17 protein-coding genes are annotated in these 18,451 nt (G+C 39.3%); all 17 read right to left on the bottom strand.

What is annotated here, in order from left to right; all coding sequences use genetic code 11:
• Positions 1–476 (bottom strand): hypothetical protein (locus tag EG2_RS13390; protein ID WP_156424244.1); only part of this gene is annotated, 476 nt, incomplete at its 3' end.
• 60 nt (positions 477–536) lie between these two features.
• Positions 537–968, bottom strand: coding sequence for a DUF961 family protein (locus EG2_RS13385; RefSeq protein WP_060815100.1), 432 nt, complete (start codon positions 966–968; stop codon positions 537–539).
• Positions 968–1,318, bottom strand: a complete 351-nt coding sequence (locus tag EG2_RS13380; protein WP_060815099.1) for a hypothetical protein — start codon at positions 1,316–1,318, stop codon at positions 968–970. The genes EG2_RS13385 and EG2_RS13380 overlap by 1 nt, the downstream gene beginning before the upstream one ends.
• Positions 1,319–1,334: 16 nt before the next feature.
• Positions 1,335–2,264 carry an LPXTG cell wall anchor domain-containing protein gene (locus tag EG2_RS13375; RefSeq protein WP_060815098.1) on the bottom strand — a complete coding sequence of 310 codons (930 nt, stop codon included), beginning with the start codon at positions 2,262–2,264 and terminating at the stop codon, positions 1,335–1,337.
• A 1,560-nt stretch (positions 2,265–3,824) separates the two neighbouring features.
• Positions 3,825–4,940, bottom strand: a complete 1,116-nt coding sequence (locus EG2_RS13370) for an AI-2E family transporter (RefSeq protein WP_060815097.1) — start codon at positions 4,938–4,940, stop codon at positions 3,825–3,827.
• A gap of 761 nt (positions 4,941–5,701) precedes the next feature.
• Entirely contained in the window at positions 5,702–5,977 is a 276-nt protein-coding gene (locus EG2_RS13365; RefSeq protein ID WP_060815096.1) for an LPXTG cell wall anchor domain-containing protein, read from the bottom strand.
• Positions 5,974–7,731 (bottom strand): WxL domain-containing protein, encoded by a 1,758-nt coding sequence (locus EG2_RS13360; protein ID WP_060815095.1) that lies wholly within the window; start codon positions 7,729–7,731, stop codon positions 5,974–5,976. The genes EG2_RS13365 and EG2_RS13360 overlap by 4 nt, the downstream gene beginning before the upstream one ends.
• 48 nt (positions 7,732–7,779) lie before the next feature.
• Entirely contained in the window at positions 7,780–8,520 is a 741-nt protein-coding gene (locus EG2_RS13355) for a WxL domain-containing protein (RefSeq protein WP_060815094.1), read from the bottom strand.
• 142 nt (positions 8,521–8,662) lie between these two features.
• A complete protein-coding gene (locus EG2_RS13350; protein ID WP_234981403.1) occupies positions 8,663–9,706 on the bottom strand; it encodes a DUF916 and DUF3324 domain-containing protein in 1,044 nt (347 codons plus the stop codon).
• 518 nt (positions 9,707–10,224) lie between these two features.
• Positions 10,225–12,321, bottom strand: coding sequence for a BglG family transcription antiterminator (locus EG2_RS13345; protein WP_060815093.1), 2,097 nt, complete (start codon positions 12,319–12,321; stop codon positions 10,225–10,227).
• A 20-nt stretch (positions 12,322–12,341) separates the two neighbouring features.
• Complete coding sequence (locus EG2_RS13340) at positions 12,342–12,974, bottom strand: beta/alpha barrel domain-containing protein (protein WP_060815092.1); 633 nt, start codon at positions 12,972–12,974, stop codon at positions 12,342–12,344.
• Entirely contained in the window at positions 12,967–13,860 is an 894-nt protein-coding gene (gene dapA, locus EG2_RS13335; RefSeq protein WP_060815091.1) for a 4-hydroxy-tetrahydrodipicolinate synthase, read from the bottom strand. Before dapA ends, EG2_RS13340 begins: the two co-directional genes overlap by 8 nt.
• Positions 13,857–14,471: an SIS domain-containing protein gene (locus tag EG2_RS13330; protein ID WP_003127416.1), complete on the bottom strand. Its 615-nt coding sequence runs from the start codon at positions 14,469–14,471 to the stop codon at positions 13,857–13,859. Before EG2_RS13330 ends, dapA begins: the two co-directional genes overlap by 4 nt.
• Before the next feature lie 116 nt (positions 14,472–14,587).
• Positions 14,588–15,850: a PTS ascorbate transporter subunit IIC gene (locus tag EG2_RS13325; RefSeq protein WP_060815090.1), complete on the bottom strand. Its 1,263-nt coding sequence runs from the start codon at positions 15,848–15,850 to the stop codon at positions 14,588–14,590.
• Between the two features lie 23 nt (positions 15,851–15,873).
• Positions 15,874–16,149, bottom strand: coding sequence for a PTS sugar transporter subunit IIB (locus tag EG2_RS13320; protein WP_005471675.1), 276 nt, complete (start codon positions 16,147–16,149; stop codon positions 15,874–15,876).
• Positions 16,142–16,606 carry a PTS sugar transporter subunit IIA gene (locus EG2_RS13315; RefSeq protein WP_060815089.1) on the bottom strand — a complete coding sequence of 155 codons (465 nt, stop codon included), beginning with the start codon at positions 16,604–16,606 and terminating at the stop codon, positions 16,142–16,144. Before EG2_RS13315 ends, EG2_RS13320 begins: the two co-directional genes overlap by 8 nt.
• Before the next feature lie 367 nt (positions 16,607–16,973).
• On the bottom strand, positions 16,974–18,230 hold the full coding sequence (locus EG2_RS13310) for a CapA family protein (protein WP_060815088.1): 1,257 nt from the start codon (positions 18,228–18,230) through the stop codon (positions 16,974–16,976).
• Between the last annotated feature and the right edge of the window lie 221 nt (positions 18,231–18,451).

Below are 18,451 nucleotides of genomic sequence, written 5' to 3'. Positions count from 1 at the left end.
TCTTTCTCTCGTTGCTCTTCTACTAAATCACAAAAAAAGGCTTCTTCTAGTTGCCCAGCCATCTCATTAAACCGATCTTGAAAGGGGCCTAAATCTAACGGCAATCGAACATGAATCAAGCCATTTTTATAGTGATAAAAAATTTTAGGATAGTACACCACTTTCCGACGACCATTTTTCAATACTCTTTCAAGAATCAATCGTCGACTATGTACCATCCCTGCTAATTTTCCTTTATGAATCAATCGTTGATAAATATTATAGAACCAAAAATACAAACACATATATGAAAATAGACCAGCTAAACCAAATGCGATTATCCAATAAACACAGCACCATTCCCATGTGATCGTTGTGTAAAAGAGAGAAAAGAATCCACTCATTAGCAACAGAACCGGCAACATAAGATAAAAAATAAATCGTTCAGAGGCATGTTTATGCCTGTTTCGAATCCGAATACCTTTATATTGAAACACGAATCATTTCTCCCATCATATTCAGTTTTAAAAATTAGAAAGAGCAGTGGATGGAACCCACTACTCTTTCTTTACACCTTCTTTATTTGATTCTTGTTTCTCCTTTGGAGAACCAGCATGATTAGAAGCTGGCGTTTGAAAAACATTTTTTCCTGTTTTCTTATAGCGAAGCGCAGATACTTTCAAGTCGTTTTCCGCTCGATTACTCATTGATTCACGATCAATAGAAATCCAAAAACGAAATTCTACTTCTTCTAATTCCACTACATCACCAAATTTTAATCCATCTAAATGGGTTTCTGGTGGAAAATTCACCACAAACGTTGTTTGTTGGGCAGCACTTGAAAATTCCACTGGACGTTCTTTAATTTCTCCGGTATTTTCATTATCTTCATACAACATCCGTGGACGTTGTGCCTTGACAAAATAGACTTCTCCTAATGTTTCTTTTACCAATCCTGGGACAATTCCTTGATCAAATTCTAATGCCATTAGTCATTTCCTCCTTTTACTTCTACACGATCGACTAACAAATAAAATCTATTACGCGCTACTTTATTCATTTCCCCGTCATTTCCAATATTTCGTACATCTGCTCGACGAGAAATTCTAGGATTTATCAGTAATACTTCTGCATTGTATCTCATGGCTTTAGGCGCACCACCAACAGCTACACGTACTTCAATTTCTCCCATCTTTTCAGAACTCATCTGAAAAATCTCCCACTCGATCTTCTTCATATTTCCTCGGCGATCTCGCTCACCTATCGAGCCAACATGTTTTTGATTAAAACACTTTCCTAATACTTCTTTCTGACTAATTGCAACATAAGTTAAAGCCATTTTTTTCTCTCCTTCACTAAATAAATTTTTTAAACAATGGACACCATTTGAACCATTGTTTTTTACGATAAAAGATGAACCAAGCTACCGCTGTTAAAAGGGAACCAAGAATAGACAAACCGATTTGAAGGTCTTCCCCTGTATGTGGCAATACTTTTGTTTGTCCATCGGCTGTTTTAACTTCAATATTTCCACTTGGTAGTTTTTTGACTGGAATAGACAAATCTTTTACAACATTTCCTTGAGTATCTTGGACTAGAGACACTCCATCCTGCATCCCTACAATTGTTTGACCATTTTCAGCTTTTACTGGCGTCGCAGGCGTTGGAATTGCCGTTAACTCATTTACATTCCCTGTAACAATCGGAACAGCTGTCCCTTGATTAGGGTCCGTACTTATTTGTCCATTGGGTGTCACTGTGACTGTTGTCTCTTTTTCTGGCTCACTAGGTTGTTCAGATGTTCCATCTGTTTTTGACGAATTTGTTTTTTCTTCTGTATGTCCCGTTTGTTTATCTGTTGGATCGGTAGGAGTTTCAGATGTTCCTGTCTTTCCAGCATCTCCAGAAGAAATTATCCCCGAAGTTCCTGACTGACCGGAATCCGTTGTTCCAGTCGGATTCGTTGGTTCAGTCGGAGTCTCTGGATCGACTGGTTTTTCAGGATCAGTAGGTATAATCGGATCTGTTGGCGGCTCAGGGTCTACTGGTGGATTTATAGGAGTAACAGGATCAGTAGGCTTCTCTGTTTCAGCATCTCCCGGATTAATCACCACTGGGTTATCTGGTTTTGATTCTTCTGTATCTGGTACCTCCGGTATTAAAACTGATGGTTTCGTTCCTTCTGTTACTGAAGGTGTTGTTGGTATTTCTTCATCCGCAAAAGCAATTGTTCCACTTGTTAAAAACAACGTACTAAATAAACTAATAAACAAAAATTTCTTCATTTTTTATTTCTCCTTCCTACTCAAACTTAGGCTTGATCATCACTACACAAGAAAACATCATTACTCACTTCCATAAAATTTTTTCTTTCATCTCCTTTTTCTTTGTTATAATTATTCTAAATAAAGAAAAGGAGCGATAAACATGCAGCTTTCACTGACACAAGACGAACTCAATCACATTGTAAGAAAAGCGATTGAGTGAAATAATGGCGCTGAACATGATGTTATGCGTGATACTTTAGTGGGATACTTGATTTCATTATTCCCGACAAAGATTTTACGCTAGATGAAGCAGCTACGGTTGAAAAAACTATTGATTTACTCATCCAATTTTCAGTCACTTCCGCTGCAAGAGCTTCAGTAGAAGTGCTGGACGTACTAAGTCAAAAAGCATTAGCCGCACAAACACAATGAGCAAGGGAAGTCTTTTCCTTGTTCATTTTTATTTATAAAAAAGACAGCACAAACATGAGCTGTCTTTTTCAGAAGAATAAACGATAAGGAAATTAGCCTCTTTCAGTAATTGAAATAGTGTAATTAGCTTAATATACAAATTCAACTGTATATTTTCCAATTAAATCCAAATTTTTACTAATTCTAAAGTTACAAAACTATAGTCGCGTCCATATTTCTCTGGACTAGTGACTTCCCATTTTATTAATTTTTTCCATAATAAAACACGTCGATAGCTTAATAAGTATCGGCGCTTTTTTGTTATTTTTGTAATAATTTGTCAAAATTTTTGCCAACATTTTTTCCTAGTTTTTCTATATTTTTTCTTTGCTTATCTTTTTCAATTAATATTATTTGGTGTTAATATATCTCTGCTAATACTTAATAACATTGATTTATCATAGGATAAAGAGTGATAGCTTAATACTAAAAGAGGCATATTAATTTTATTTAAAAATTGACATTAATGACTCTTAATCAGCGGGTCGCGGGTTCGAGCCCCTCACGGCCCATTGGGTGCCAAACCCACGAGACTAGTACATTCTTGGCGCTTTCGAGCGTTTAGAAAAGAATGTGCGTAGTCTCATTTTTTTGTTTCTTTTTTATACTCGCGTAAAAAGGCATTGAATGTTTGTCCTTTCTTTATTACTAGCAGAATGATTACATCGGTATCCTTACAGTAGTCGTGGTTTTGCTAAAAATTGGATACTTGCGTCATATTCTGAGTGACTCTTTCTTCAAAATACATCCCTTTATCTTCCTCAAGTTGTTTATTTTCTTGTCATTTAGAACTAGAAAATGAAGTCAATTTCCCTAAATCTAGTTCTCTAAATCAATTCTTTTTTCATTATCTCAACAATGAATCGCTGTTTTAAATTCATCCACAAAAAAAGTACGTTCTCAAAATAAGAAAACGCACTTCTATTCTTTATTATCACGAACAATTCTTCTCGTTCTTCACTTCCATCTACCCATTGTTTTTGAATCATACACTGATACTAGCAAACTTAAAAAAATACGCAAAAAATGCTATCTCTCTCAGTGAATTAAGACAATTCATTGTTAGAAGTCAATTTCTAAGAAATTGCGTTAGTAGCTATTCTTTTCTCAAGCAGCTAACCACTCAGATACCATGATTTTAATGATGGCAGCAATAGGTACTGCTAAAAACATTCCAACAATACCAAAATAAGCTCCACCAATCGTTATGGAAACGATAATGATGATCGGATTGATATTTAATGCGCCCCCCATGATCCTTGGACCAATCACATTTCCATCAATTTGCTGTAAAATCAATAGAGCCAGCAGAATTGTGATTGCTTTACTGAGTCCTCCTGTAAATAATGTAACTACCCCAGTGACCAACGATGCAAAAATCGCACCAAAATATGGAATCATGTTACAAATGCCTAAAAGCAGCCCTAACGTGATGGCATACTTTACTTGAAAAAGAGACAGGATGATGGTGGATAAAATCCAAATGACACATGCATCTATAAATTGCGAGCTGATAAATTTATAAAAAACCACATGTGTCGTATGGATCCATCTTTTCGAATTTTCAAATACTGTTTTTGACATTAATTTCTGAGATACCAAAGAAACAAAGTTCACTATCGAATCTTTGTAAATTAAAACATAGATAGAAACCACAATCGATAAAAAACTATTCAAGACGAAGCTTGACAAATTTATTGTAAGTCCGCCTAATGACGAAACAACTTGTAGCCAGTTTGCAGAAAGATTCTCCGTGGAAAACTTCTTCGTGAGCTCTGATAAAAAACGCTCAAACGGAATTTGTCTTAATATTCCCCTTTCCTCAAGTTCTTGTACATACCTAATCACTGATTCTTGAATTTGCGGCATGGCAGCGATCAAATCGTTGATATTTTTAATGATTAATGGAATCAAGTAACTTAACATGATAAATAAAAGAAAAAGAATCGATAGATACAACACAACAATACTCAAGGGATGGCTAGCTGATTGGATAGCTGGAAGCGGAATTTTTTCCAATAATATTTTAAAACGATTTTGTAATCCACTCAGCAAGTAAGCAAAAATAAATCCTATAACAAATGGAGCCAAAATATGCAAAAATCTTCCTAAGTGATTGAGCACTATTTGATAGTTTAGAATGATCAATGTTGCAATGATAATACTCATCCAAAAAATGAATCTACTTCCCCACTGATTCCAATTGACATTTAACTTTTTCATCAAGTCACCTCAAATTTCTGTTCTTTTATTGTCTTATCTTCTTATGAGATTTTTTCAAGAGTTCCTATCAATAGAACGATAGGATAAAAATAATTTCATAGTTGGTAGATAAATCAAATTCAATGACTCGGCTCTTTTCAATGATCTTCACCTGTCACTTCTTATTGTATGTGCTTTTAACCAAGTATCTGTTTTTTTCGATCAACTCTAGGAGAAATATTCTTCGCTGACAGTTTGCTATTCTTACCAACCTTTCTAGGGTTTATTTCGTAATAAGGTATAGCTAGAATGGCTGCTGTGGTGGCAGCCCTAGTATTCGTTTCCTTTATCTGTTTGACGATATTCAACCAGCTCAGATGTCCGCTTTTGCGCATTCATTTATAGATAGTTAATATTTATGTGATTATTTCTATCTGCAATTAATCATACTAAAGAATCAGTTCTTTAAATAGCCCTTTCTCATAATAAAAAATCTGGGGCTGTGCCATAAGTCTCCTACAAGTAACAATATCCGAACAGTATATAGTATTGCTCCTGCGGTGCAGTGGCTCCTCGTCGCAAAAGTCCGAAGAGTCCATCCTAGCAATCGTATATTATTCGGTTTAACTTGTTGGATGATGACTTATGTCACAGTCCCAGATTTTTTGCAAAACGACACGTCATTCCTTATTGATGAAGGGCCTGCCGATGGTATAACCAATTTTTTTTGCTGTTCTTTGCCTCGAAAGATGTCCCTCTTTTACAAACACGCTGTGAAATCTTCAATTTGTCCTTCTACCCTTTTTTTCTCTGTTTTTTAAGTACCACATCACAAAGACAATGACTACGCCTAGCATTCCTATATAAGAAAAGGTGCTTCCAGTTTGTGGGAGTGTTCTTGGATCATTCAGGTCTGGTTGGGTGGGTTCTTCCTCTTGGTAAAAGCTCACAACCGCACGATTCTCATTTGTTGTCGCATGTCCAATCACTGTGCTCCTTGAAAAGACGGGGATAAAAAAGCATAGACCGACCAAAAACACGACCACTCTCTTTCTCATCGAATGCCTCCTATCGTCGGATCCCCGACTAGTTCCCAAGTAATTGTTGCTTGATACTCTCCCTTGTCCACAGGTGTATTGGCAGGCAAATGAAGTGACACACCGGTTAATGTCTGGTCTTTTACTTCTCCAATTTGAATGATTGTTCTTCCGTATTCATCTCTTGTTCCTGATCCATCTCTTGCCGCAATCATTTGAGGGGTGGTTCCCAACAGGATAGTATTTTGGGGAATGGAAGTACCTGTATGAACAGATTCGATCACTTTCAACTCCTTCAAAGCAATGACTGCTTCTCTTAACTCCTGATTTCTTTCATTTATAAAAGGGCTCATCGACGCATAAAGGCTCCACTGGGCAGTATCACTGTAATCACTGACCATAATCGTTGGAGCAGACTCTCCTTGCGCTGGAATATTTTGTCTACGGCTCGTTTTTAGGACGTCGCCAAAATCAAAATTGCCATGAGCAATTCCCGCAAATTCCAGTCGTCCAAGTCCAACTGCAAAGGATACCTCGTACGTCATTGAAAAACGGTACCCATTTTCTTTTGTTTGTGTCACTTGTACAACTGCTTTGCCTTCTTTGCCTGGTAATAGTGCATCAGAACGGATCAAATCAAACGAAAGCTCTTCTTTTTCCTGTTCCGTAAATTCTTCATGGAAATTGAAAAATTCTGTCATTCTCTGAAGGATTTCTTCTGTTGAACCACTAGCTGCAAAAGTTAATTTATTCGTCGTTAATTGATTCACTCGCAACAATTGGAAGCCGCTTGGTGTCATCATATACAGAGCCTCTGGCCAGCCAATCGCCTCTCGAACAGGTTCTTCATTTCTCGTGACCCATGTATTGGCTCCATTGTAATTCTGATTGGCTACTGCGAACCTATTTACGCTTAATCCGATCACATCACCAAAGTCAATCGGACTATTGTTTAACACATTGTTCCAAGCTTGTACGACACTGCTTCTTGATTGGTTTACTGTAAAAAAAGGAAGCAGCGTTTGGTTGGTGTAATCGTTGCGATAAATCGTATAACGTGGTCTTGATGTAACTTGATTCGGCCAAGAATTGCCAAATCCTTCTGATGCAACAAGAGATGGTCCGTTATCATTGATATGAAGACTGATTACTCCAGTGCTAGCACTGATTGCTGCTTCTCGTGAAAATATCGAGTGGCCCCATATCACTTCCACCGGTACATTTATCTGAGTCGCTGCTTGTGTTTCTACATGTACGACGGTGATTGGAACTTGCAGATTTCCCAGGAAAGTGGTATTCGGTTGATTCAAAAGAGTAACTTTAAAGTCCTCACCTGCGACTTCATCTCCATTCAGCCTGACGTTTGTCACTAACTCATTCAGTCGTTCCTCGACAAATTTCCCACCTAGTCCTATCTTTTGAGGGACTGCTTCGGCTGTGAGCACAGTTTCGTCAGAATAACCGCTATGTTCACTTGGTTGAATCGTTTTAGACTCTTCCGTTCTGTCTGGAATCGTGCTTAATTCAGGATCAATGTTCTCTTCATCCAACCCTGAATCAAGCAAATCTAAGTTTCCCTCTGATTCATCAGCCGCATGATCTTCTGCATCTACAGGTTCAAAAAATTGATGTTCATCTGAATCAAGAGTGGAACTTTGGTCTTCTGCCCTTTGCCTCTCTGACGCATCAACGGTTTCCGCAAATAGGATTGTCGAGGGAAGCAAGTGCCCTGTAACGAGTAAACTTGCTATGGTGATAAGGACATTTCTTTTCATTTGATCGCGCCTTTCCCTTCAAATTAATCCAGAAGAATTTAGGGTGATTTATCCACCTATTCCTGTAGTCGGATCCGCAACCAGCTCCCAAACAATCGCAGTAGAATATTCAGTATTGTTTGCTGTGGTATTGGCTGGTATACGCAATACAACACCGTCAGTATGCCCTTCTCCATTTGATTGTCCTAATGCTAATGCCCAAGCACCTGACCCTTGCGCGGCATCTGCTGTGGCTAGTGTTTGTGCCGCTGCTCCGAGGACGATCTCATTTTGATTGACTATTGGTGTAGCAGCCGTTGCATTCACATAACGCAGCCCGGATAAAGTAATCGTTGCCCCAATCAATTCATGACCACTCGCATCTGCCAATTGATTCGGCTGTGATACTTGTAATTCCCATCCTAGCCGTTCACTTCCTCGGCGATCTTCTGTCGCGACAAAAGGCACACGCGAGACTTCTTCACCGTTTACCCACACATGATCGAGCCGCGCTTTTTGTTCAATCGCACGCGAGACATTTTGAATCTGACCAAAATCAAAGTTTGAAACATAGTTGATCCGTAAAAGTCCCGGATAAGGATTGGTTGGTTCTTCGGGAGTAACCTCATTTCCTGGATTCTCCGGGTCAGGAACGACTGGGTTTGAAGAGTCATTTTCCAAGATTTTCACTTTTCCTTCAGTCGTAATATTCGCTGCGTCATCATAAGTTGCCGCATCCCCCATTTTGCTACCCAATCCAAGACTAGCTGCTAAAAGTACAATTGATAATGTTCGTGTCGTTTTTTTCATTTTCTTTCCTCCGTTATCCTTTTGAAGTTCATTTTACAGGGTGTTCCTTCATAGTTTCACAAGATCCTGCTCATTCATTTCATTACGATTAAGCATTTTATGCTCTTTAATTTGCTGGATGACTCCGATAAGCCAGTCCTTTTTATATCATGGGTCGTTTTCTTCTCTTTTTTCTCCGAGTCCGTCTTCGAGTCCACCACATCACCAAAAGAACGAGGATCACGCCAATTCCGACAAATATCCCATATGACATGTAGGATGTCGTCCGCTCTAGATTGACCGCACTTTGATTTAATTGCCGGGCATCTGCATTCGTAATGGAAAAAGATTGTTCAAAGCGATACTCTTTTTCATCAGCTGTTACTTGCATCTTTAGAACATAATTCCCTGCTTCAATTGGCTGATTTCCAGCAGGGATGCCAAAGTTGAAATTAGAATTTGGTGCCATTCGCAACTCGTATGCGTCATATGTATAGATAGGGGTTCCACTTCCTTCTCTATAAATACTTGACTGAATAGACATGTTGCGAACAATCACAGCAGCTCTATTTTGTAGATTTGCTTCAATGTGATTCCGATAATTACGCTGACTCGCGGTCACCTCATTTAAAGACAATTCATTTTCAACTGCTGACCCGCCTACTCGATTTAAAAGAATGCCTACCGTATAGGCGACTTCATGAGTCACAGTTTGTTCACTCTGCTGATTCTTTTTTTCAGTAAAACGAATGCCTCCAAGGATATCCCCTTCCCATTCTTCTTGTGGTAAGGAGATAATCAGTGTTGTGAGTACCGAAGAACCTGCAGGAATCAGGAGTTCACTCTCTTCAATTGCGACCAGTTGATCCATTCGATGAATGAGAGAAGCATCATACGATTCTTCCCCTAAATAACTGGGGATTCCATTTTGATTCGTAGAAGCTGGATTTACGGTCACATTCACGCTGATTTCTTCTTCAGAAAGGTTATACACTCGAATTGAAACAGTGCGTTGCTTTCCTGGCTCGTCAATGATATGGTAATAGCCATTCTCATTCACATTTCCATTCTCATCTAGTGGTTGGATTGAGAACGTATTGACGTTTTCTGCAAAAACTTCTTTTTGGAAGAGACCAATAGTCAATAGCGCCAAAACTGCTATCATGACAAATCGTCTAATTTTTTTTCTTAAATTGTTGTTTTCCACCACACCCCTCCTCAGTCTAATCTTTTGATAGTATAACTTGACGGTAAAGGCTGTCCCAAATTCATATCGACCTTCATTATGACTAAAAAAAGGATTGAATCTAAAAAAAAGCAAGAGCAATCAATAATACGCAATGATTGCTCTCGCTCTTTTTATATGAAAAATGTTAATTTAATTATTAAAAATGCTCCTTCTGGATGTTATAAGCGGGTTTACTGCATGATTCAGCGGAATAACTTAAATAGTGCCTCATTCAATAAGGATAGGATTCCCATGTCCTTATTAGATGTAAATAACCTACCTCAAGCGTATACGTCTGATTAAAAGCACGATCGATTTATTGCATGATCTCTCATCAAGTAACCTAAATGCTCTTTGACTGTTCAGTGGTATTATCTTATCTACATCTTCGTGTGTCAGTTGTAGTGGAAAGAGTCACAAATAACACTGATTATTGAAGCAACCCAATAAGTTAGATTTTGGGGGGTTGATCACTCTGGTGTAGTTATTCAGTCCAATTACATCGGAACCATATGCTTATTTTTCAAGAGAAAAGATGCGATCCAGTCAAAGATTTGTTGAGGATCGGCTTCTTGTTCGAGTAAGTTGAAAAAACTTTCTTGTTCCAACAAAGCGACGAGCTCGGCAATGGCAGATAGATGTTTGCTGTGATCAATTGCTGAGAGGGTGAAGATGTATTTAATCGACGCTTTTTTGTTGATTATCACTGGTTCTTGTAAGACTGTGATGCCTAGGCCTAGCTTTAACGCGCCTTCTTCTGGCCGTGCGTGAGGCAATGCTACTTGATCCATGATAATGAAAAAAGGTCCTTCTTTGCGAACGTTTTGGATGATCGTATCAATATAACCACGTGAGATCACTTGATCCTTGATCAGTGGCGTTGCTGCCAAATAGAATGCCTCTTCCCAAGAGCGTACTTTTATATTAGTCAAAATGTACTGTGGGTTAAGCATATCAATCAACGCAACGGGCTTTCTCTCCTCGCCTAGGGTTGCTGAATAAGCTGGATTGACTTCTCTTCTGGTAAGGAGCAATTGCAATTCTTTCTTCAAACTTTTATCGTCTTCGATTGTCGCATGCTTTTTGATAACAGCCATAAGTTCTTCCACCCCAATCAGAGAAATAGCTTCGCTGGGCTGATGGTAAACTTCTTGAATCAATTGGTTTCTTTCTTCATTGGTCATTATTGGATTTACCACATAAACTGGCTTTTTCAGTGTATAAAGACTGACATTGGGTACCGTAGTAAAGATCAGGTCACATTCAGGGCGCTCAAGCAATAGTTCTTTGGTCTCAATGGGTCCAATAAAAATAATGTCCGGAAAGATCATTTTTAATTCATTATAGATCATGGCAGAGCTGCCGATTCCATTCGGACAAACAATCACACCAATTTTTTGATTGACTTGATATTCATCAAAGTCATTAATCAAAGAAGCAAAGTGAATGGTTAAAAAAGAGATTTCATCTTCTGGGATTCCGCGTTCAAAAAGATTTCCGATGGGACGTAATGTTTCTTGAACAATCTGATACAAATCTTCATATTCTTTAATAATCTTTTTATGTAAGGGATTGATGATCGGCAATTGAAAAAACAAGCGATAATAGGCTGGTCGAAAGTGACTATACAATTGATTGATGACCTTTTGCTGGTCTTTAAAGCGGATACCAGACAACAGTTCAAAGCGTTTGATGATGCGCTCGACCAATTCATGAATAATCGAAAAATCCGCTGATGGGTAGGTAGTATCCCCTAGCGCCATCCCCAGCAGCCACCCACAGACATACAATTGGGCTGATTTATTTGTGATGGAAAATTCTGCTAATAATTCTTTTGCAAACAAATATTCTTTCATCTGAAAAAATGTTTGGTAATTATAGGTTTCATAAAAAACTAACCACTGCTTGTTTAAGCGAGGAAGCATCATCGTAAATAAATAAGAAAACTCATTCAAGCGATTTTCTACTAACTCTAACGAAAAAGTTTTTAGTTTTTCCCTTGCAGCAGCTTCAATCTGCGAGAAGCCATCAATTTTTTCATTGACCAAGAAATAGTGATAGACAAACTCCTCCTGATTATCCCCAAAATCATGAAACATCATCTTCATAAAAAAATTGCGCAGATTTTCTTCATTCCCCATCAACCCATAGCCGTTTTTTCGCGTATAACCAATGGTGATCATTGACAGAGCCAGTTCTTTTTCTAATTTTTTTATATCTGCCATAAAGGTGGTCTTGCCGACACGCAGCGCAGATAAGAAATGATTCACAGAGAGATAGTCTGATTCATAATAAAACAACATCAGAAAAATATATTTTTTCCGTTCTTCACTATTCATCTCATACTGAGTATAAACAGCACTGTTTAGGAAATCATTCAGAAAAAAAGCTTTTGCTTTTGGTGCTAATTGAATAAAATAAGGATCTGATCGAATCAACGGTTGTTTGTTGGCTTTTAATAGTTCATTGATTTTTCTAATTGCATAATCCAGTTGATTTTTTGACAGAGAAAAGAAGCGCATCATCTCCTCTTGCTCCATCAATGGTTTTTGAATCATTTTCTGTATCAGCTGTAATGTGCGTTGATCGATCATGATCCTCACTCCCCTCTTTGTTAATCCATAAATGTGTCAATCTCCTTGCGCAAACGTGTCGCATTCTTCGCGATTTCTGCTTGCGAGCCTTTTGTCAATAATGTTCCAACTCCCATACATTCTACACCAGCATTCAACCACTCTGTAACATTTGTCAAAGAAACGCCACCTGAAGATAAGATCGGGACAAACGGCAATGGTGTTTTGATCGTTGAGACGATCCCAGGCCCATGTAAAGAAGACGTTGGAAATGCTTTGATCATATCCGCCCCTGCTTCAAGAGCTTCTAAAACCTCAGAAATCGAGCTACAGCCTGGCATATAGCTGATCTGATAGCGATTGCTTATCTGTGCGACTTCCTTGGAAAAAGCTGGTGAGATAATGAATTCAGCATCATGTATAATCGCATCCCGGGCGGTTTCGCTATCCAATACGGTTCCAGCACCGACAACGATTTCATCTTGATAGATTTCCTTTAACTGCTTGATGATTTCTCCGGCATTGTTATTCGTATAACTGATTTCCAAGCAAGTTATACCACCGGCTTTACAGCCTTCAACAATTTCAACGGCTCGTTCCACTGTTTCGACCCGTACGATGGCCATGATTTTTTCTTTATGGATCCGGTTGAGGATCGCGAGCTTCTTATTCATTGAATCCCTCCACTTTTCGATATTCCGCTAAAACTTGATGAATCTCTGGATAGTCCTGTTCACCTACTGGCAGCACCGGCAGCTTAGGATCACCAACAGGAATCCCCATCCAACCTACGCTGTATTTGAGGACACTGGGTACTGTACCGAACTTTAAGATACGGCGAAAGTCTTCAATACTTAATTGATAGTTTCTTGCCTGCTGGATCTTCCCCATTTTAAATGCGTGATAAATAGATAAGTCAGTTGTCGTTAAGACATTTGAAGTCGCTGCGACTGCCCCATCAGCTCCACATTCCAATGCTTGCAAGATCAAAGAGTCAGAACCTACTAAAATAGAAAAGTCATCTCGTCCATTCAAGTTGAGATAGCTTTTGAGGTTTTCAATATCCCCGCTGCTATCTTTGATACCAATAATAGTGGGTATTTTCAGCAATGCTTTAAAAATGGTTTCATTGATCGAAATGCCAGTATTCTTAGGAATGTTGTAGAGAATCAATGGGAGCTTTGTCTTTGCAGCAATCATTTTGTAATGTTGGATCACTTCTTGATCCGTAAGCTTGATCAAATAAGGAGTGATAATGGAAGCCGCTGTGACTCCAATGGTTTGAAATTCATTCACTAAATCAATGACAGCTTCTGTCGAAATCCCGCCTGCTCCTGCAAATACTGGTACCCGACCTGCAGTCTCTTCCACAACGATCGTTGCCAATTCGAGCTTTTCAGCATGAGACAATGCATAAAACTCCCCGTTGGTCCCTAAAATAAATAACCCATGGATCCCTTTCGCAATCAATTGATTGACTAGCCTTCTAGTGGCTGCTCGATCGATTCCCTGCTCGTCTAAAGGAGTGACCATGGCTGTAATGATTCCTTCGATCTTCATTCTTCGACACTTCTTTCTTGCATGATAGCACTCCCTAAGCTTCCTCCAGGATGCCAGGCATAATAATCATCAATATCAATGGCAGCTTCTTGCTGCAGTAAAATCGACAAGCTTTGTAAAACGATGATTTCTGCCAATATCGAGATTCGTGGGGGCTTGTTCAACGGATCTCCTTCATTCGTGATGCCAGCAAACAAGAAGGCATCGGAATGTTTTTGCAGCCATGAGTCGATACCTCCACTCACTCCGATGACTTTTATTCCTAAAGCTTTCAGAGTAAGAAGCGATTTTTTCAATTCTTCTGTTTCGCCGCTATTGGAAATAGCAATCACGACATCCCCTTTTTCGGCTTGTCCGGCAGAGCCGTGGATCGTTTCAGTTCCATCTAAAAAATAGGTAGGAGTGCCTGTGGAAGAAAGCAAAGCTGCTATATATTCCGCAACATGACTTGGCTTACCGATGCCAGTCACATGCACACGCCCCTTCTTTTTTTTTGCAGCAACGATCAGTTCAGCTGCATCGATCAACTGTTGTTGATTGATCTCATTCAAATAAGCTGTAAGCTCATCTTTGGTTGTTTGCAAAAAATAAGCTAAATTCGTTGTTTCCATAGAAAATCCTTTCTGTCACTGATTCGTTTTCACTGAATCTTTGCACACTTTGAGCTAGTTCTTTTTGCGTGCAAAGATTCAGAAGTTCAGCTGATGACAAATGTCTTAGCGATCGATTACTGACCAAACAAACTTAATAGTTTATCTAATAAGATTCCCATGACGTTGTAGTCGATATTTGGGAATGTCGATCCCTCGATGCCTAAGCTACCATACACCGGGTAAAGAACTGTTGGTAAAAAGGCGAGTAACAGCCCGATGACAAAGGACCCTGCAATCGCTCCCCGCCAACCGCCAGTAGAGTTTCCAAAAACGCCGGCTGTTCCTCCGGAGAAAAAACAAATATGGGCTGCTGGAATGATCACGACTGGAAACTTGAAGACTACCATAACCAGCACCCCCAATAAGCCAGCGACATAAGAGGATAAGAACCCTACAATGACTGCTGTTGGTGCAAACGGGAAAACAGTTGGCACATCCAATGCCGGACGAGAATTTGGAATGAATTTTTCCGAGATCGAAACAAATGCCGCCGTAATTTCGGACAAGAACATGCGAACACCAGTCATCAAGATCGACATCCCCGCAGTAAAGGTAAATGCCTGCACGAAAGGAAAGACCAGCCAATGAGTCGTTCCTGCTAATTCTTGAGTGACATCTCGCCCCGCTTTCAATGCGGAGATATAGAATAGCACTAGCATAACTGCCGCAACGCCCATCAAGAAGTCTCTAAAAAAGGATAACCATTTCGGAAAATTGATGTGTTCCGTTGTTTTATCTTTGTGTTTACCAAATAGCATCCCAATGTAACCAGACAATGCATACCCCACCATGTTAAAGTGTCCAATGGCGGTCTCATCACTGCCAGTAATGCGCCGCATAAATGGTTGGCACAGCTGAGGTAACGCAGCAGAGAAAAAGCCGAGTAATGTTCCGCCAATTAATATCGCTGGAATATCAGCAAACTGATGAGCCTTTAGAATCAATGACAACACACAAGCGAAAAACAAACTATGTCCTGTGGTAAAGAAAATATTTTTAAATGGTGTGATTCGAGCAATGACTAAGTTCATCAAAAAGCCGAGAATCAATGTACAACTGGTCACAAATGCAAATTCTGTTTGGGCTAGTGCAGTGGCGGCCTCTGGCGATGCAACGACCCCTACGATGTTGAACCCTTTTTGGAATAGGGTATTGAAATTCTGTAGTGCGCCAGTCATGATCGAACCGCCGGAACTGAATACTAAGAAACCGATGATGGTTTTAAAGGTTCCAGTCAACACTTCGGTCATTGATTTTTTTTGGGCCAATAACCCAATCATTGCAACTAAACCTAAAAGTACGGCTGGCGTACTAAGAAAACTGATAATTAAATCCATGAGCGTTTCTCCTTCATTGATTTTTAGACTAATGCGGCTGCGATTTTTTCTTTGATTTCTTTCTTATCAACGATGTTGTTGATCCCAATAATGGTTTGCTGTAAATTTTTTTCTCTTAATTCATTGGCAACATCTGTCAAAGTAATGATCAAATCTCCCGTAAAGCCGGAGACAGCATCTAAAGACGCATGTTCCACCTCGATTGGAAAGTCGTTTTCCCGGATGACTTCATTCACTTTGATTTTTAACATCAGACTTGAGCCTACGCCTGCTCGACAGGCAATCAATGCTTTATGCATAGTTATTCTCTCCTTCAAATTTTTTTAGAAATGCGATTAGCTCTTTTTTTTCGGTCATCCTTCCTAATAATTCCAGAAAGTCTTTGTTGCCCAGCAACTCAGCCAGTTCGGATAACAATGAAATATGGGATTCATTGTCTGGTGCGCTAAGAGGAAACAAAAACTTGACGGGGTCATTTGATTCATGACCAGAAATGACGGGTCGTTCTAATCGAGTGAATCCTAATGCTAATTTCTTTGCACCCTTCTCTATGGGTGCATGAGGCAGCGCAATTTGTTTCGTAATAACAATGTAAGGCCCAATCTCATGATAAATGGAAAGGATGGATGAAATGTATTCATTCTCGATGACATCGGCAGTCAATAGCGGCTGTGCGGATGCTTTGATTGCTTCGTCAAAATTTTCTACTGAGATATCCAATTGGATATAGTCTTCTTTTAATAATTCGCTTAACAAAGTTAACCACCTCTCGTACAAAGAATTCTCGAGTCTTCTTGTATGCGTTTACTATAAGCAATATCACTGGTACCGGCAATAGTGATTGCGTTCATCTCTTCTAGAAAAAAGCTTGAAAAACTGAACTGTAGCCAATGAAATTTGCTGAATTTTGCTGTTTTACCAACTTACAACAGCTATCCCTCTCTCAGTTTTTGTCATTCTGTTCAACTTATAGGTGCCATTACTAGAAAAATTGGACTAAATGCTTCTTAAGATCTGCTGCACATTGATCTAAACACTGAATAAAACAGAAAAAAGCAGACATCTTGATTCAAAAGATGTCTGCTTAATACATGTCATAGGTTAGTGAGACAGATTCAGCTGCTTATTTCCATTTTAAATTTAGCAGCTCCATCATTTCATGATACGCGGTTTCGATTCGCTGGCGTTTGTCTTCGGGTACTTTATCCGCATACTTCCCCCCAGGAAGATATTCTTCTGCCAGTACAACTTGAAAATCATAGGCTTCGGTAGTGCCAAACTCTGGATCGTCATATCTACGATCAGGGATCGGCTCTTTAGAGACCCATGTTGGATGCAGCTTGATATCACTCAAAAATGTACGATCACCTTCTTTTGTGAGCTCGACTTCTGGAATGACCCCTCGCTCGGTCCAATAGTTGTTGACTGTTTCGTAGCGTTGATTGGATAGCAAATTTCCCATTGAATAGAGAATAAATTTTTTCTCGCCGTCTTTTTCGATGATTTCTGTTGGTTCAGCGACATGTGGATGACCGCCAAAAATGATGTCCGCTCCGAGGTCGATCATTTGTCGATAAATCTTCTGCTGTTCTTCTGTAGGTTCTAAGGAATATTCTACACCGAGTTGCGGCATAACAACGGTGATGTCGGCTACTTTCTCTGCCTCTTTGATTTCAGCTGCTACTTTTTCCATGGATAAATCTTTTAAATAGGTCGTATATTCTTCCGGTGCCAAGCTAGCTTCATTGCCATTGAATCCGTAAGCATAAGCCAGCATCGCTACTTTGATGCCATTGGCTTCTTTGACGAATATCCCTTGATCATTTACATTGATACCAATCGGCTCCAATCCAATCTCCTGAAAAGCATTAGCAGTCGTTTTAAGCCCTTCGATTCCAGTATCCAAAATATGATTATGGGCTAGATCAATCACATCAAAACCAGCTGCTTTGATACTTTCTACTACATTCGGAGGCGCATTAAAGGTAGGATAACCGCCTAGTTCTTTGTTGGGATTGATGGTGCCTTCAAAGTCACCAAAAGCAATATCGGCAGAAGCGATCAACGGTTGCACCTGCTCAAAGTCATTGTCAAAATCATAGCGTTTCCCATCAAATGCACTCATATAAACTGGTCTGTGATAGAGCATATCGCCACTTGCTGTCAGAGTAATTTTCGACGATTGAGAGGCCGTTGTTGTTTCTTGGCTGGAAGTAGAAAGTGACACTTGGTTATCTGGGGAGCTTGTTGACGAATCAGTCCCAGTACGCATGGTGTGAATCAGCCAATAACTAACGGCAATCGTAACAAGCAGTAAACTTATGCTCAATGCCCATAGAAGCTGTCTTTTCCGTTGTTCAATCCTTCGTTGTTGCCTCATTGCTGCTCTCCGCCTTCCCAATATTAGCCTTCTTTGTCAACATTTTCTCATTACCTATCACGTTATGCATTGCACGGTTTCTTGCTTTTCTGCTTTGAATGAGCTAAAATCGCTAATTTCCTTTCGATAAAAGAACTATATATAGCAAATAAATATTATATATATAATTAATCATACTAAAGAAACAGTTCTTTTGATAGCCTTTTCTCATAAAAAGAGCA

The sequence above is a fragment of the Enterococcus gallinarum NBRC 100675 genome, assembly GCF_001544275.1.
Lineage (GTDB): Bacteria > Bacillota > Bacilli > Lactobacillales > Enterococcaceae > Enterococcus_D > Enterococcus_D gallinarum.
This window is presented reverse-complemented; position numbering and strand designations above follow the sequence as displayed.

Bases quoted from the DNA above. Each gene is read 5' to 3' on its own strand.
- EG2_RS13385 (WP_060815100.1), bottom strand. From the start codon at position 968: ATGGCATTAGAATTTGATCAAGGAATTGTCCCAGGATTGGTAAAAGAA.
- EG2_RS13380 (WP_060815099.1), bottom strand. From the start codon at position 1,318: ATGGCTTTAACTTATGTTGCAATTAGTCAGAAAGAAGTATTAGGAAAG.
- EG2_RS13375 (WP_060815098.1), bottom strand. From the start codon at position 2,264: ATGAAGAAATTTTTGTTTATTAGTTTATTTAGTACGTTGTTTTTAACA.
- EG2_RS13370 (WP_060815097.1), bottom strand. From the start codon at position 4,940: ATGAAAAAGTTAAATGTCAATTGGAATCAGTGGGGAAGTAGATTCATT.
- EG2_RS13365 (WP_060815096.1), bottom strand. From the start codon at position 5,977: ATGAGAAAGAGAGTGGTCGTGTTTTTGGTCGGTCTATGCTTTTTTATC.
- EG2_RS13360 (WP_060815095.1), bottom strand. From the start codon at position 7,731: ATGAAAAGAAATGTCCTTATCACCATAGCAAGTTTACTCGTTACAGGG.
- EG2_RS13355 (WP_060815094.1), bottom strand. From the start codon at position 8,520: ATGAAAAAAACGACACGAACATTATCAATTGTACTTTTAGCAGCTAGT.
- EG2_RS13345 (WP_060815093.1), bottom strand. From the start codon at position 12,321: ATGATCGATCAACGCACATTACAGCTGATACAGAAAATGATTCAAAAA.
- EG2_RS13340 (WP_060815092.1), bottom strand. From the start codon at position 12,974: ATGAATAAGAAGCTCGCGATCCTCAACCGGATCCATAAAGAAAAAATC.
- dapA (WP_060815091.1), bottom strand. From the start codon at position 13,860: ATGAAGATCGAAGGAATCATTACAGCCATGGTCACTCCTTTAGACGAG.
- EG2_RS13330 (WP_003127416.1), bottom strand. From the start codon at position 14,471: ATGGAAACAACGAATTTAGCTTATTTTTTGCAAACAACCAAAGATGAG.
- EG2_RS13325 (WP_060815090.1), bottom strand. From the start codon at position 15,850: ATGGATTTAATTATCAGTTTTCTTAGTACGCCAGCCGTACTTTTAGGT.
- EG2_RS13320 (WP_005471675.1), bottom strand. From the start codon at position 16,149: ATGCATAAAGCATTGATTGCCTGTCGAGCAGGCGTAGGCTCAAGTCTG.
- EG2_RS13310 (WP_060815088.1), bottom strand. From the start codon at position 18,230: ATGAGGCAACAACGAAGGATTGAACAACGGAAAAGACAGCTTCTATGG.